This window comes from Segatella copri, from assembly GCF_009494395.1.
In the GTDB taxonomy this organism is placed as follows: Bacteria; Bacteroidota; Bacteroidia; order Bacteroidales; family Bacteroidaceae; genus Prevotella.
This window is the reverse complement of the sequence record NZ_VZCB01000076.1, coordinates 20099-35147: the sequence shown is the minus strand read 5'-3', so window position 1 is coordinate 35147 and position 15049 is coordinate 20099. Positions and strand designations below refer to the sequence as shown.

The following is a 15049-nucleotide window of genomic DNA, read 5'->3' as shown; positions in this document are numbered from 1 at the left end:
TATATTTTATAATTCTGCTGCAAAATTAGCATTATTTCAAATACCCTCCAAACAAATTAGGTCTAATTCTATTTCTGCCAATTATCTACAGCAAACAATTAATTATCAACCATTTACAATCCCATCTCCCTTAAGATTCAGGTCTAAAATTACATCAGAACGTTTCTATAAATTCACGCAGTGACTGACTTTTCCCCTTGATTCCGACCTTTTCTTTGTACAAAAAGAGTTTTTGTTTGATTGCTTTTTCTGAAATACCATAAATTGAAGCCAAAGCTTTTTGTGGCAATTTCAAACGAAGTAACATCATCAGATGCAAGTCATTATTTGACAAACAAGGATACAGAGTTGACAATCTAGTAACAAACATATTTTCCGTAATATCTAAGAATACACTTATTTCTGTCCAATCCTTATCAGATAAAATGACATGTCTGCCAGTCTCACCTTTAATAGTATTTAGTTTATCAAATACTGAAACCAATTTCAATAGATAGTTACGCAAAACAGAAAATTGCACTTCTTTACGAGACATTTCTTTCCGATAAAAGCTTTCAGATAATTCTTTCTCCTTCTCAAACATCTCTTGTTTATGTTTTATACGTTCTTTCTCAGTAGCCAATCTTCTTTGGGCTTTTACCTTAAAATTAATATATGCATAAATGACAAAAGCCAATACAACCAAGATTAATAAAAGGACTAATAGAAACACCCACTTTTGCATCTCCTTTTTTCCTTTTAGCTCGGACTTATCTTTCTCTTTGAGCAAGGAGGAAGCATAATAATTAGATTTTTCCTGCAATGCATTACGATACATTTCCTCTATATAATAATAAGCAGAATCCATATAGCAATCAGCAACAGTCCTGTTCTCATCTTTAAGCGCAGCTTTACTCAGAAGTTGAAAACTTACATATTTATCCATAGCCCGAGTTGCACGAGTATTACTCAATAAAGAAATAGTCTGCCTTACAGAATCTGCAGCAAAATATGCATCAGCTAATGCTAAGGTACAGGAAAAATTATTAATCGGTTGCAAAGCATATGCTTTCTTAGCACAAATCAAACCACTGTCTAATTGAGATAAATCAATATAAGAATTTGCTAAATCTTGATATGTATCTGCTAAGACAAAAGAATCTTTCAATAGTAAGGCATTTTGCAATGCCTCTTTGGCAATCTGGCACGCTAATTGAGTGTTGCCATAAATCGCTAATGCATCACTATAATTTAATTTTAAATAAATCATGTTCTTTAATGTAGCATCATTACATTTAGTATAGACATGAATCGCTTTTTTCGAAAATACCAAAGATTTTTTAGGTTCCACAACTTGATAAACCTTAGACAGTTTTTCCAAAGCCATGCTTTCTGTTTTCAAATCGCCTATCTTGTTTGATTTTTCACTCGATTCTGTCAACAATGAAATTGCCTGTTCTGTGCTATCATTCAACATATAGTATTTACCCATATAATAAAGACATTTTGCATAAAGCGAATCGTCCTGATGCTGCTGAAACCAATCATAAGCTATGCGAATAAGGGAATCATTATCCACATCAAGCCCAGACTTATCTTGTGCCATAGTGAAAAGCAATGAATATTCTGCCATATCTTTTGCAGAAAGATTATCACAATCCACTTTTCTTAAAAGAGCCAAGGTACTATCAGGCAGACTATCAACCATAGAATATGCAGAAACAAGAATCCTTGACCTATCGGAATGACAGGATGAAAAGACAAAAGAGATTACCAATAGCAGGCAAAAATATAGAAAACTTTTTTTCATCGGCGGAAAACATATTTTTGGTTGCAAAGATACGAACTTTTATAGAAAAAGAGAAAAGTATATGGTCTAAATTTCAAAAAAATCATTATGAAGATTATATAGTTGAACAACAAACACTTACAAATAGAAAAGAAAAATATGGCAGGTCTAAAACATGCTTTACAGCAATAAAAAAGCAGCACCTTCGTCCCGAAGATGCTGCCCGTTTCTAACTAACACTAACTCATGTATCAACTATTCATCAAACTATTAAAACCTAAAAATCAATTCTATTTTACCGGCAAGATGTTACCCTCCTCATCATAGAAGAGAGGAGCCACCTTTACGCTGCGAAGCCAGGTTGTATCATTTGATGGCACGCAGTCGTGATGGAAGAGATACCACTGTCCCTTGTACTCACAGATACTATGATGGGTTGTCCAACCTACTACAGGCTCCAGGATGACGCCCTTGTAAGTGAATGGTCCATAAGGATTATCACCTACAGCATAGCAGAGATAATGAGTATCACCGGTAGAGTAGCTGAAGTAATACTTGCCCTTATACTTGTGCATCCAGCTAGCCTCAAAGAAGCGATGAGGATCATCGGCTGGCAATACCTTACCCTCCTCGTCAACGATGACAACAGGCTTTGGCATTTCTGCAAACTGCTGTACATCATCAGTCATCATGGCTACACGAGATGGCAACGGATTCTCCTTGCCTTCTGGAAGATGCTCATCCTTCAGTGCCTTGTTGTCCTTGTACCACTGAAGCTGACCGCCCCAGATACCACCGAAGTAGCAGTAAATCTTGCCATCATCATCCTTGAACACGCAAGGGTCGATGCTGTATGACTTGCGGATTGGGTCGGCATTCGGAACGAAAGGACCTTCAGGCTTATCAGCCACAGCCACACCAAGATGGAACACACCATTATAATCCTTGGCAGAGAAGATAAGATAGTACTTGCCATCCTTCTCCACTACATCGTTGTCCCACATCTGCTTCTCAGCCCATGGCACATCCTTTACATCGAGAATCACACCATGATCGGTTACCTCACCTTCCATCACATCGTCCATAGAGAGAACATGATAGTCTTTCATCTGGAAGTGACCGCCATCATCGTCGAAGCTTTCGCCGCTGTCCCAGTCATGAGATGGGTAAACATACAGGCGACCGTTAAACACATTGGCAGATGGATCTGCCATATAATCCTTTGGGAACAAATATCTTGCTTTCATTGTTGTCTATTATTTTAAGAGATATACAATATTATCTAAAGAGATTTTACTTAAAGAGATTGACGATTTCCTTCACCACTGGCTTCACCTCGTTGTTGCGGTCGATGAGCAGTGGATAGTTGGTTCTGCCAGGGATAGGCCAGCCATTCAACCAAGAGTGACCATCATTGACACCCCAGAAGGTTACACGGCTGATGACATCCTTGTGACGCTCTACAATCTTGAAGAGATCGAGATAACGCTGGTTGAAGAGTTTCTGCGCCTTCTTGTTAAGTCCCTTCACGTATGGATTGTACTTTTTCTGAAGTTCAAACTTCTGGCTGATTTCCGCTCCGCCGAATCCTTCCGGATTAGGAAGCATGTTCATATCCAGCTCAGTCAGCATCACCTTTACGCCTTCACCTGCAAAAGCCTCGATGCTCTTCTCATACTCAGCATAGTCAGGATAATCAAAACCATTGTGGCTCTGCATACCTACAGCATCGATGCGGAGACCCTTCGCCTTCAAATCGCGAACCAGTTTGCAGATAGCCTCTCGCTTGGCTGGCTTCGAAGTAGAATAATCATTGTAGTAGAGTTCTACGTTTGGATCAGCCTCATGCGCAAAGCGGAAAGCCAACTCGATGAACTCCGGACCGATAATCTTATAATACAAAGACTTGCGGTAAGAGCCATCATCCTCGAATGCTTCGTTCACAACGTCCCATCCCTTTACTCTACCTTTATAATGAGTAACCACATTCATGATGTGATTATACATTCTGCCGATGAGCACTTCACGGCTTACCAGATTACCCTTAGCATCGGTAAACATCCATTTAGGTGGCTGAGAATGCCAAACCAGGCAATGACCTATCAAGGTCTTGCCGTTCTTCTCTGCCCAGTCAGCCAGCTTATCGCCATCGGTGAAATCAAAGCGATTCACCTCCGGATGATTTTCCTCGCCCTTCATACAGTTCTCGGCAACCACCTGGTTGAACTGTTTCTTCACTACTTCCTCACCTGCCGGGTCTTGTCCGTCTGTCAGAGAAGTATTAACAGCTGCACCAACCAGGAAATATTTGCCCATAGTTTCCTGGAATGTAGGGATTTGAGCGTTATTACCTTTCTGGGCAAAAGCTGCAGAAGCAAGCATCAAGCCCAAGGCAAAAGTCGATATTCTTTTCATTGTACACTTGTTTTCAAGAATTTGAGAATACAGGGTATCTCTCCTTCTATATAATTATCTAAATTTTAATTCTATCTTATTTTTCTTCCTGATGACGAGCTTCAATCTTCTTGTTGATATCGTCGATAACCTCATCGGTCAACTCATATTTAGAGATGATGAACATCGCCAAACCCAGCAGGATGGCAGGAATCACGCATACCAGCCAGCGGATACCCTCCTGTGCCAGCGCACTCTGCTGCTCCAAATCGTTCATGAAGTAAGCACCGGCAGCATTACCAACCGACATCATGGCGAAGGCGGTGATAAAGAAGAGAGCCACGATACGGAGAGGACGGTTATGGAAAAATTCTGTCCACAGGTCGCTCACCTTAACGTTCTTGGTTTCCTTCTCGTCCATTACCACACGCTCCTTGGTCTGGGTAAAGCAGAATACCAGAAGGGCGAAACCTACCAGAGCATAGATCAGCATGGCAACAAACCAGGCATTACCATCGATAGGAAGCGAGTTGCTCTCTTGAGCTGCCGCAGCCTGATAACCGGTCCATGCAAGGACTGCACCAGGAACAACACCACCCAAAGCCATACCAGCCTTGTAGAAGATACCGGTCAGAGCATTGACAATACCGGCAATACGCTTGCCGCTGGTATATTCAGCATAGGAAATAACCTCAGGAATCAAAGCCCACATATAACCTGTAGCCACGATAACACCTGTTGACTTGATGAACTGTGCAATATAAACCAGCGTGATATGATCCTTTACAGGTCCCATCTTGCTGATGAAATAAAGCATCGCCATACCCACGATAGCTACAGTGAGGAAGATGTAGAACATATTCTTCTTACCTACCTTTTTCTTGATGGCAGGCACCAACGGCATAAAGATGAAGGATGGCAGAGAGCCCAAGCCCATGAAGAGCGCCATTTCGATAGGGAGATCCTTGGCTGCTGCGAGCATGGCTACCAGGATTGGAACACCTGCCGATACACAGAGTCCACCCACATTTGCCATGAACATACGTACAGAGGTGAGAATGGTTATCTCATCTGTATCGCGAGTCAAAGATGAGTTCAATGCTCCGTAAGGCACATTAATCAATGTATAGAGCATTGACAAGCCTACGTATGTTACGTAAGCATAGATGAGCTTGATGGTTTCTGTCTGTCCCTCCATTCCGTTCCAGAAGCAGAGGATGGCAAGTACGGTGAGTGGCAAACCCGCCAGGACGAGATAAGAACGATACTTACCCCAACGTGGATTATGCTTATCTACATAAGTTCCCACCAATGGGTCCCAAAGTACATCGACCAGGCGAACCACCAGGAACATGGTGGCAGCCACACCCGGATTGAGTCCGTAGATGTCGGTGTAGAAGAACAACAAATACATACAGATGGTCTGGTAGATGAGGTTTTGCGCCAAGTCGCCAGATCCGAATCCGATGCGTTGTAGCCAATTCAGTTTGTAGAATCCCTTAGATTCCTGTGTTACAGTTGTCTGTTCCATATTTTATTCAGTCATTAAGTTTACACCTTATTATATATTTAACATAAAAGATGCGTATACTATATTTACTTCAGTTTCTCTGCGGCAAACTTGCCCATTGCCTCATATCCCTTCGGATTGAGATGCAGCCAGTCATCAGAATACTCAGCCTTCAGACGCTGAGGATCTTTCGGGTCGCGGGTCAATTCATCGAAATCGATAACCTCGTCGAACGCGCCGCTCTTTCTGATCCATTCGTTCACGGTCTGGCGCATCGCCTCATGCCAGAAAGAATACCATCCGTTGCCCTTGGTTGGGGTGATGGTTCCGCCATATACCTTGATTCCCTTTGCCTTGGCTTTCGCTATCAGCACCTTGTAGCAGGCAATCAGGGTATCTGTTACATGTTCATAATTTCCGCCACAGCAACCGATATCGTTGGTTCCTTCGAATATGATGAGCTTATCCACACCCGTCTGTCCCAGGATGTCACGGTCGAAACGCTTCATGGCTGGTTCGCTCAATCCACCTTCCACTACGCAGTTGCCGCCGATACCGAGATTCAATACGCCGTATGGCTTCTCTGCATTCAGAGCATCCGAGAGGAAATCGGTCCAACGGTTCTGATGATTGGTTATACTTCCACGACCATCGGTAATAGAGTTTCCGAGGATAGCCACCACTGGGGTAGCCTTATCGGTCTTCACATCAATGGCAGAAAGATTGTACCAGTGATCCACCTCCTCGCCATCATCAAAACTCTTATCCATCGGTTTAGGAGTACGATGCAAACCGTTTACTATATAAGATGTGGTACGTGAACCACGATGGGATGTTGCATTCACTGGAGTCTGCTTGCCATAGTCGATGGTAATCGTGAGGCGCTGTCCACTCTTCAAGGCATATTTCAAATCATCTGAGAAGATAGCCTTGCCAGGAGCAATGGTTACATTCTTCTTGCCATTAAACTTGAGATACTTCACGGTCTTACCATTCACAAACCAGTTGCTGTCCTTATCGGTATCTGCAATATACACCGATTTGATTTCCACGGGTTCCTTACTCTGCTCGTTGCTGAGCTTCACCCTGAGTTCCTTTCCACCAAAGGATACATGAACTATCTGTCGGCAAGAACGGTTGCTCAAGCTTTCCTTAGGCATATCCCCTTTACCAGTCCATTCAACAGCAGTCGCCCAAGAACCCTTCCACACTTTCTGTGCGAAAGCCAAGCTACTACTTCCTGCCAGCAAGAGAGCCAACGATAAAATCTTTATTGTTTGTTTAGTCATTGTTTTGCATTTTTGTTAGTCACAATTCGCTATTCACGTTGCAAATGTACAAAAAACTATTGAAAGCTCTTTAATATCTAGTTACCAGAACGTTTCTATTTGTTTCATAGACAAAATAAAAGCATAAAAGACAAAGAAACAAAAGGAAACGAAACATATTATCGCATTTTTATTTGTTGCTTTCGCAGTTTTTTACTACTTTTGCAGCAACAATAACCAAACAAGAACAAGTAAACGACCAAAAATATGAAGTATACCAGGAAATGCCTTGCGGCACTTATCGCACTCCTCGCCTCGCTCATGCTATGGGCTGATGGTGGCGAATTATTCACATCAGGCAAACTGTCCAGTTCGCTCATCAATTGTGTCGTACAAGATAAGTACGGATACATTTGGGTAGGTACGGAATATGGACTGAGCAAGTTTGACGGCTACAGATTCACCAACTATCTGCACGACGAGAAGGATACGACATCCATCACAGACAACATCATTTCAGATCTCCTTGTTGATAAGAAAGGAGACCTGTGGATAGGTAGTGCCAAGGGACTGATGCGCTATAATTATGAGACGAATGACTTCACTCGTCTCAATTTTCCTGATGGCAGAAAGCCACGCATCTACTCTATCGTAGAAAATCACCGTGGTGATATTCTGTTGGGAACTGCCGGCTACGGACTTTATTCCGTAAAGAAAGCAGTTTCTGTCAAAGCAGCAGACAAGCAATTCCTTATTAAACAGGAAAGACAATACGCAGAGCGCGACTTCGACGTATTCTTTACCCATATCTATGAAGACCAGCACCACTATCTATGGCAGAGTAGTCACCTATCCACCTTTACACGATTCATCGAAAACAAGGGAAAGGTAAACCGCAAAGACTTCAAATCGCCATACGGAGCGCCAGTGGCTTTCATACAGCATCGTCCACAAACCCTGCTCATTGTATGTATGTACGGCATTATCTATTATGACTATAAGACGGGCAGAATAGCAGATGCCGGCTACGACTTTGGCACCTACGCCAATAACGTAACCATCAATAATGCAACCTTCGACCATGAGGGAAATCTCTATATAAGTACCTCTGAACATGGAGCATTGCTGATCAGGAAAGGAAGCAACCGGGTGGAGCAACTGGAAAGCAGCAACAGTAACTTCGATCTATCCACCGCCTTCGTCAATGACATCATCGAAGACAAGGACAACAACCTCTGGATAGGATGCTATAAAAAGGGACTCTATCTCATCAACCAGCGCCAACAGGCTTTCAACTCATGGAGTTTCTCTGCACAAAACTATATAATAGGTAGTAGTGTATCCTCTATTGCACCAGGCGATAGAGGAGAAACATGGTGTACCGTACAAAACAGTGGCGTATTCTGTTTTGATGCTTCAGGAAAGATTATCGCTCATCCTCAATCACCAGCCGGAACCTGTATCATCTACAAAGACAAGCGTGGCAGCTATTGGATCAGCAATGGTAGTGCACTCTACAGCTATAATCCATATACCGGAGCTTACCAGCAGAAAATCAGCTTTACCAGTGCCGGCATCTATTGTATGACTGATGACAACCAGGGAAACCTCTACATTTCAGTCTACAGCAAGGGACTATATATATATAATGTGGAAACCGGTAACGTAAAGGTCCTCAATATGAGTACCCGAGGCAAAAAAGGTTATCTCTGTAATGACTGGGTTCGCAGTATGGCTCTTGACCACACCGGACATCTATGGATTGGTACAGCCAACGGTGTATCCTGCCTCAACACGCAGACACTCAGCTTCAAGGATTTCGGATGGCACAATATCCTAAAAGACAAGCAGATAAATGGCATTTGCGAAGGAAAGGACGGAGACATCATGATGGGTACTGAAAAAGGGCTCTATCTCTTCGACCGCAAAAAGAACAAGGTGGTAGACTTCCCTCACGCTGAAGCATTAACAGGCAAGCAGATATGTGGTATCGTAAGAGACCACAAGGGCGACTATTGGGTTAGCACAACCATGGGAATCTGGCAATATGACACAAACGCCAAACGATTCATCGGACACATCAATGGCAACGGACTCACCACACGTGAGTATGTATTAGGTTCTGCCATGCATACTGCCAACGACATGATAGCCTTCGGCACAAGCGACGGCATCACCACTTTCTATCCTGACGTAGTGAGAGCCAACAAAATGGAGATGGGCAATGTATACCTTACCAACTTCATCATAGACGGAAAGGCAACTAACTGCCTGAGCGACGACTTCAAGATACCATACTCAGAGAATTCATTCACATTGGAGTTCTCTCTGCTCAACTACAAGAACACTGACAATATCAGTTTCCAATATCGCATCAATGGCGGCAACTGGAGCAGCACCAATGAGGGAACTAATGCCGTATCGTTCAACAAGTTGAAGCCTGGCAATTACAAGCTGGAAGTAAGAGCTACCAGCAATGGCCAATATTCGAAGAAGCCAACCGTCATCAACATCAAGGTTTGTGACCCTTGGTATGCATCACCAGAGGCCTATCTCCTCTATTTCCTGGCCATCGCGAGTGCTGTTCTATACGTATTCTATACTTACGAACGCCGTCGCAAAGCAGACTTAGAGGAAACCAAGATGCAGTTCCTCATCAATGCCACCCACGACATCCGTTCACCGTTGACCCTGATTATGGGACCTCTCAACAAGTTGAAGAATAGACTAGAAGACGCAGAGAGCAAACAGGATATCGACATGATAGACCGCAACGCCCAGCGCCTGCTGCTTCTGGTTAACCAGATTCTTGACGAGCGAAAGATAGACAAAGACCAGATGCACCTGCATTGCCAGAAGACCGACCTCAAGGAGTTCCTGCGTGGCATCATGTCACTCTACAACTTCAATGCCCAGGAACGCAGCATCACTCTTAGCCTGAAGGAAGACGAGAGTCTGAAGGAGGAAGGTAACCTGCAAGTATGGATAGACCGCATCAACTTTGACAAGGTTATTTCCAACCTTCTCTCCAACGCCATGAAATATACTTCAGACGGTGGCGAAATTACGCTTATCATAGGAAAGAACAAAGAGAGTGCCATCATCAAGGTAGAAGATACAGGTATCGGACTGAAGGAAGAAAAGACCGACCGTCTCTTTGAACGCTTCTATCAAGGCAATAACAACAACGACATTCATATCGAGGGAACCGGAATTGGTCTGAACCTCTGCAGAGCCCTCGTCAAGATGCATGGAGGAACTATCAGAGCCTACAATCGCACTGACGGAATCAAGGGTTCTTGCTTCGAGGTAAACATTCCGTTGGGCAAGGAACACCTCAAGCCAGAGGAGATCCTGCAGGAGGATGGCACAAAAACTGCCGAATCCACCGGTAAAAGAACGCAAGCCAACCGCAATTTCAATATCCTGATAGTAGATGACGATGCCGAGATAGCACATTATATCAAGACTGAACTGAGCGACTGGTATCGATTTGAACATGCCTGCAACGGAAAGGAGGGTCTCAAGATGTTGCTCACCAGCAAATATGATCTCGTGATAAGCGATGTGATGATGCCGGAAATGGATGGTGTTACCATGCTCAAGAAGATAAAGAGTAACTCTAACGTAAGCGATATTCCAGTCATCCTGCTCACCTCCAAGAGCGAAGTAGAAAACCGACTAGAGGGATTGCGTAAGGGTGCTGATGCCTTCCTGGCGAAGCCTTTCAATATGGAAGAACTTCATATTCTCATCGACAACCTGGTAGACAATGTCCGACGCATCCGTGGCAAATACAGCGGCGCACAGGGACAGAAAGCTAAGATAGAGCAGATACAGGTGAAGGGCAACAACGACGCTCTCATTGAGAGAGTGATGAAATATATGAACGAGCACCTGGCCGACCCAGACCTCAACGTTGAAAAACTGACAGAGGATGTAGGCATCAGCCGTGCCCAACTGCACCGTAAGCTGAAAGAAATAGCAGGCGTCTCTGCCGGTGAATTCATCCGTAACTTACGATTGGAGCAAGCTGCACGTCTTATCGAAGAAGGACAGATTAATATCACGCAAGTAGCTTACTCTGTGGGATTCAACAACCAGACTCACTTCTCTACAGTGTTCAAGAAACACTATGGCATATCACCAAGTGAATATGCTGAAACAAAGAGAAATGAGAAATAAACAACAAATAGAAGAGAATAAGGTATTTTTTCGTATCTTTGCAGCAGAAACAATAACAATACAAACTAACGATCTGCAAAGATATGAAGAAATACCTCATTTTATTATTTACGGTACTTACATCACTCCATGTTTCTGCACAGAGTGACGGTTCACAGTTATGGCTCGGAAAGCAGTATGCTAACTCATGCCAAGTCATCTCACAGTTGCCTGATGATGCAACAGCCAAGATTGCCAAGCAGGAGTTGGAAAACAACTGGCGTGGCAAGAATGTTGAGCTCAAGATAGACAAAGCTCTGAATCTTGGCGAGGGCTATAACATCTACGCCAGTCCTGCACAGCAAGGCGACAACATTCAGTACGAAGCAACTATCACCGCCAGCAATCCTATCGGTTTGCTCTACGGTGCCTACGAGTTGATTCGACTTCAGAACACCGATGCCTACAACACAGGTAGCGGTAATCAGCAGAACTTCAGCAAAGCTATCGATGAGACCGAGAAACCACAAGTGGGTCTCCGCATTCTCAACCATTGGGATAATCTCGATGGCAGCATCGAACGTGGCTATGCCGGAAAGAGTATCTTCAAATGGGAAGAAATCAAACTCGGCAAAAACGGCAAGGGTGGCAGCATCAGCAAGAGTCTTCACGACCGTCTCATCACCTATGCCCGAGCCAACGCCTATTTGGGTATCAACGGAAGCGTACTGAACAATGTAAACGCATCGCCAAAGATGATGACTGCAGAGTATATTAATAAGGTGAAGGTCATCGCCAACATCCTGCGTCCTTACGGCATCCGAGTTTATCTCAGCATCAACTTTGCTTCTCCTATGGCATTGGGCTATACCAAGACTGCAGACCCATTGGATAAAAAGGTTCAGCAGTGGTGGAAGAAAAAAGCAAAGGAAATATATGCTACCATCCCTGACTTTGGCGGATTCCTGGTAAAAGCTAATTCTGAAGGCCAGCCTGGTCCTGGCGATTACCACCGCACCCATGCCGATGGAGCCAACATGCTTGCCGATGCCGTCAAACCATACGGAGGCATCATCATGTGGCGAAGCTTTGTTTATGGTGCCAACCATAAGGGAGAAGACCGTGTAAAACAAGCTGTCAGCGAATTCAAAGGTATGGATGGAAAGTTCCGTGACAACGTAATCCTACAGTCAAAGAATGGTCCGCTCGACTTCCAGCCTCGTGAGCCATACGCTCCAATCTTCGACAACATCAAACAGACTCCACAGATAGCAGAACTTCAGATTACCCAGGAATATCTCGGACAGTCTAAGCACCTCACCTATCTCGCTCCTATGTGGAAGGAATTCTTTGGCTTTGTCAATCCAAACAAACTGGTTGGAATCTCAGGTGTAGCCAATATCGGTGATGATGCCAACTGGTGCGGTCACCCTTTCTCACAGGCTAACTGGTATGCTTTCGGCCGATTGGCATGGAATCCTTCCCTTACAGCCGAAGAGATTGCTCATGAATGGCTCGTACAGACCTACGAAAACCAGGACGAGCGATTCACTAAACCTGTAGAGATGATGATGATGACTTCGCGCGAAGCTTGCGTCAACTATATGATGCCACTGGGCTTGCATCATATCTTTAAGTTCGACCACCACTACGGTCCGGAACCAGATGGTTTCATCGCAAGTTATCCTCTGGAATGGTGCCCGGTATACTATCACAAGGCTGATGCTCAGGGTGTTGGTTTCGACCGCTCATCCAAAGGTACAGATGCCGTAGGTCAGTATCCGGAACCATATCGCAGTCTGTATGACAACATCGAGACTTGCCCAGAAGAATATCTCCTATGGTTCCATCATGTAGCTTGGGATTACAAAATGAAATCAGGAAGCACCCTCTGGCAGGAACTTTGCATGAAGTACAACATGGGTGTAGCGATGGTTGAAGTATATCGCGACTTCTGGCACACCTCAGCCAAACAGTATATGAAGGGTCATGAACAGGAATGGCAACATACCGATTCATTACTCAATGTACAGTTGGAAAACGCCAAGGAATGGCGCAATACCTGTCTCAAATATTTTCAGACATTCTCTAAAATGAAGATTTATGAATAAGATCGTATTATCTTTTCTAGCATTATTATGCTGTATCAATATACAAGCAGGAGTGAAACTGCAGAAGCAAGGCTCTGCAACCCAGCTTGTTGTCAATGACAAGCCGATGCTTCTCCTGGCTGGTGAGTTGAGCAACTCTGCCGCAACGAGTCCTGCCGACATCAGGAAAGCATTGAAACAGATGAAGAATAGCGGAGTCAACTCTGTCTTCGTTCCTGCATATTGGGAGTTTGTTGAACCTGACGAGGGCAAATATGATTTTGCACTTGTAGACAGCGTCATCACAACTGCCCGTAAGCATGACTTGAAGATTGTCTTCCTATGGTTTGGTGCCTGGAAGAACTCTATGAGCTGCTATGCTCCACTATGGGTAAAGGAAAACACCAAGCGTTTCCCTCGTTCACTCATAGAGAACGGTAAGCCATTAGAGATATGCACAGCCTTCAGCGATAACCTGCTTCAAGCAGACAAACGAGCATTCTGCGAACTGATGAAACACATCAAAGCAGTTGACAGTCAAGAGAATACCGTCATCATGATGCAGGTAGAAAACGAAATCGGCATGCTCGAATCTGCCCGCGACCATTCTCCTCTTGCCGAAAAAGCTTACAGACAACCCGTTCCTGCTTCATTGCTCAAGGCGCTCAAGCTCAAGAAGAAAGGTACATGGGCAGAAGTTTTCGGAACAGACCGTTATGCTGACGAGAAATTCCAAGCATATTATTATGCCAAGTATGTAGAGCAGCTAGCCTCAGCCGGCAAAGCCATCTACAATATTCCGATGTATGTAAATGCTGCAATGAACAGTCGTGGCAGAAAACCAGGCGAATACCCTTCTGCCGGACCACTTGCCCATCTGATTGACATCTGGAAATGTGGTGCACCAAGTATCGATATTTTTGCACCAGATATCTATGATACCGGTTACAAGGGATGGGTTGAGAAATACAAGCGTGCCGACAATCCTTTCTTCACTCCAGAAGTGAAATGCGATATCAATAGCGGCGTAAAGGCATATTATACCTTCGGCGAAACAGATGCCATCAGTTTCAGTCCGTTTGCTCTCGATGAAGCTAACTTCAAGGTGAAGAACAGTCTCAGACGTTCATATAAGGTTATCAACCAGCTCTCTCCTCTCCTGCTCCAGCATCAGGGAAAGGGCAAAAACTGGGGATTACTCTTCGACCAGAAAGACAAAGAACGCATCATCGAAGATGGCGATATCACCATGACTTGCCGTCATTTCTTCACGCTACCATGGGATCCACGTGCTACAGATGGAAGCAAATGGCCTGAAGGCGGCGGATTGATTCTGAAACTCGCCAAGAACGAATACATCATAGCTGGTAATGGAATCGTTGTTGTCTTCCAAAGCAAGACTGAAAAAGCGCAAGCTGAAGAAAAGAAACTCGGTGAGGACGGATTTGTTGACAACGGTGGAACCGAAACAAAGAAACAAACCGCAACTTTCAAAGGTAAGCGTATCGGTATCGGATATGTTGACCAGATTGAAGTAGACAAAAACGGTAAATTACAGTTTATCCGCCGTGATAATGGCGATCAGGACCACCAGGGACGCCATGCCCGCATCTCATGTGGCGACAATAAAATACTCCACATCAAGCTATACGAATACTAAAACGTCTATATATAATAAGGTATAAAGGGGATTTGCAGCTGCGTATCCCCTTTTTTCTTGCCAAAAATGTCGGTTTTATTATACATGAAACATTTAAAAACACGCAAGATACAAATTTTAACTGCACTTTACGAAAAAGGGCATATCTTTGCAGCCGTAAACCAAATTAAGACATAGAATAAACAATAGTATAAA

9 protein-coding genes are annotated in these 15049 nt (G+C 44.0%); 4 read left to right on the top strand and 5 right to left on the bottom strand.

The genetic code is table 11. From position 1 onward, the window contains the following. Positions 1 to 154 precede the first annotated feature (154 nt). A complete protein-coding gene (locus F7D73_RS09135) occupies positions 155 to 1687 on the bottom strand; it encodes a hypothetical protein (protein WP_153124085.1) in 1533 nt (510 codons plus the stop codon). 5 nt (positions 1688 to 1692) lie between these two features. Here F7D73_RS09135 and F7D73_RS09130 point away from each other — a divergent pair, with 5 nt between their 5' ends. Beyond that, positions 1693 to 2001, top strand: a complete 309-nt coding sequence (locus F7D73_RS09130; RefSeq protein WP_194256884.1) for a hypothetical protein — start codon at positions 1693 to 1695, stop codon at positions 1999 to 2001. Positions 2002 to 2058: 57 nt separating this feature from the next. On the opposite strand, the gene F7D73_RS09125 is transcribed toward F7D73_RS09130, so the two are convergent. The 4 genes from F7D73_RS09125 to F7D73_RS09110 form a co-directional block, all read right to left on the bottom strand. Continuing rightward, positions 2059 to 3015, bottom strand: coding sequence for a glycoside hydrolase family 43 protein (locus F7D73_RS09125; protein ID WP_089544108.1), 957 nt, complete (start codon positions 3013 to 3015; stop codon positions 2059 to 2061). Between the two features lie 46 nt (positions 3016 to 3061). Next, entirely contained in the window at positions 3062 to 4183 is a 1122-nt protein-coding gene (locus tag F7D73_RS09120) for an endo-1,4-beta-xylanase (RefSeq protein ID WP_153124082.1), read from the bottom strand. Positions 4184 to 4259: 76 nt separating this feature from the next. Next, positions 4260 to 5693 (bottom strand): MFS transporter, encoded by a 1434-nt coding sequence (locus F7D73_RS09115; protein WP_153124079.1) that lies wholly within the window; start codon positions 5691 to 5693, stop codon positions 4260 to 4262. 65 nt (positions 5694 to 5758) lie between these two features. Beyond that, a complete protein-coding gene (locus F7D73_RS09110) occupies positions 5759 to 6961 on the bottom strand; it encodes an SGNH/GDSL hydrolase family protein (RefSeq protein ID WP_153124077.1) in 1203 nt (400 codons plus the stop codon). 246 nt (positions 6962 to 7207) lie between these two features. On the opposite strand from F7D73_RS09110, the gene F7D73_RS09105 reads away from it, so the two are divergent. The 3 genes from F7D73_RS09105 to F7D73_RS09095 all read left to right on the top strand — a co-directional run bounded on the left by F7D73_RS09105 (position 7208) and on the right by F7D73_RS09095 (position 14854). Further along, positions 7208 to 11125 (top strand): two-component regulator propeller domain-containing protein, encoded by a 3918-nt coding sequence (locus F7D73_RS09105; RefSeq protein ID WP_153124075.1) that lies wholly within the window; start codon positions 7208 to 7210, stop codon positions 11123 to 11125. Between the two features lie 83 nt (positions 11126 to 11208). Next, positions 11209 to 13215 carry an alpha-glucuronidase gene (locus tag F7D73_RS09100; RefSeq protein WP_153124073.1) on the top strand — a complete coding sequence of 669 codons (2007 nt, stop codon included), beginning with the start codon at positions 11209 to 11211 and terminating at the stop codon, positions 13213 to 13215. Further along, complete coding sequence (locus tag F7D73_RS09095) at positions 13208 to 14854, top strand: DUF5597 domain-containing protein (RefSeq protein WP_153124072.1); 1647 nt, start codon at positions 13208 to 13210, stop codon at positions 14852 to 14854. The genes F7D73_RS09100 and F7D73_RS09095 overlap by 8 nt, the downstream gene beginning before the upstream one ends. Positions 14855 to 15049: the final 195 nt, after the last annotated feature.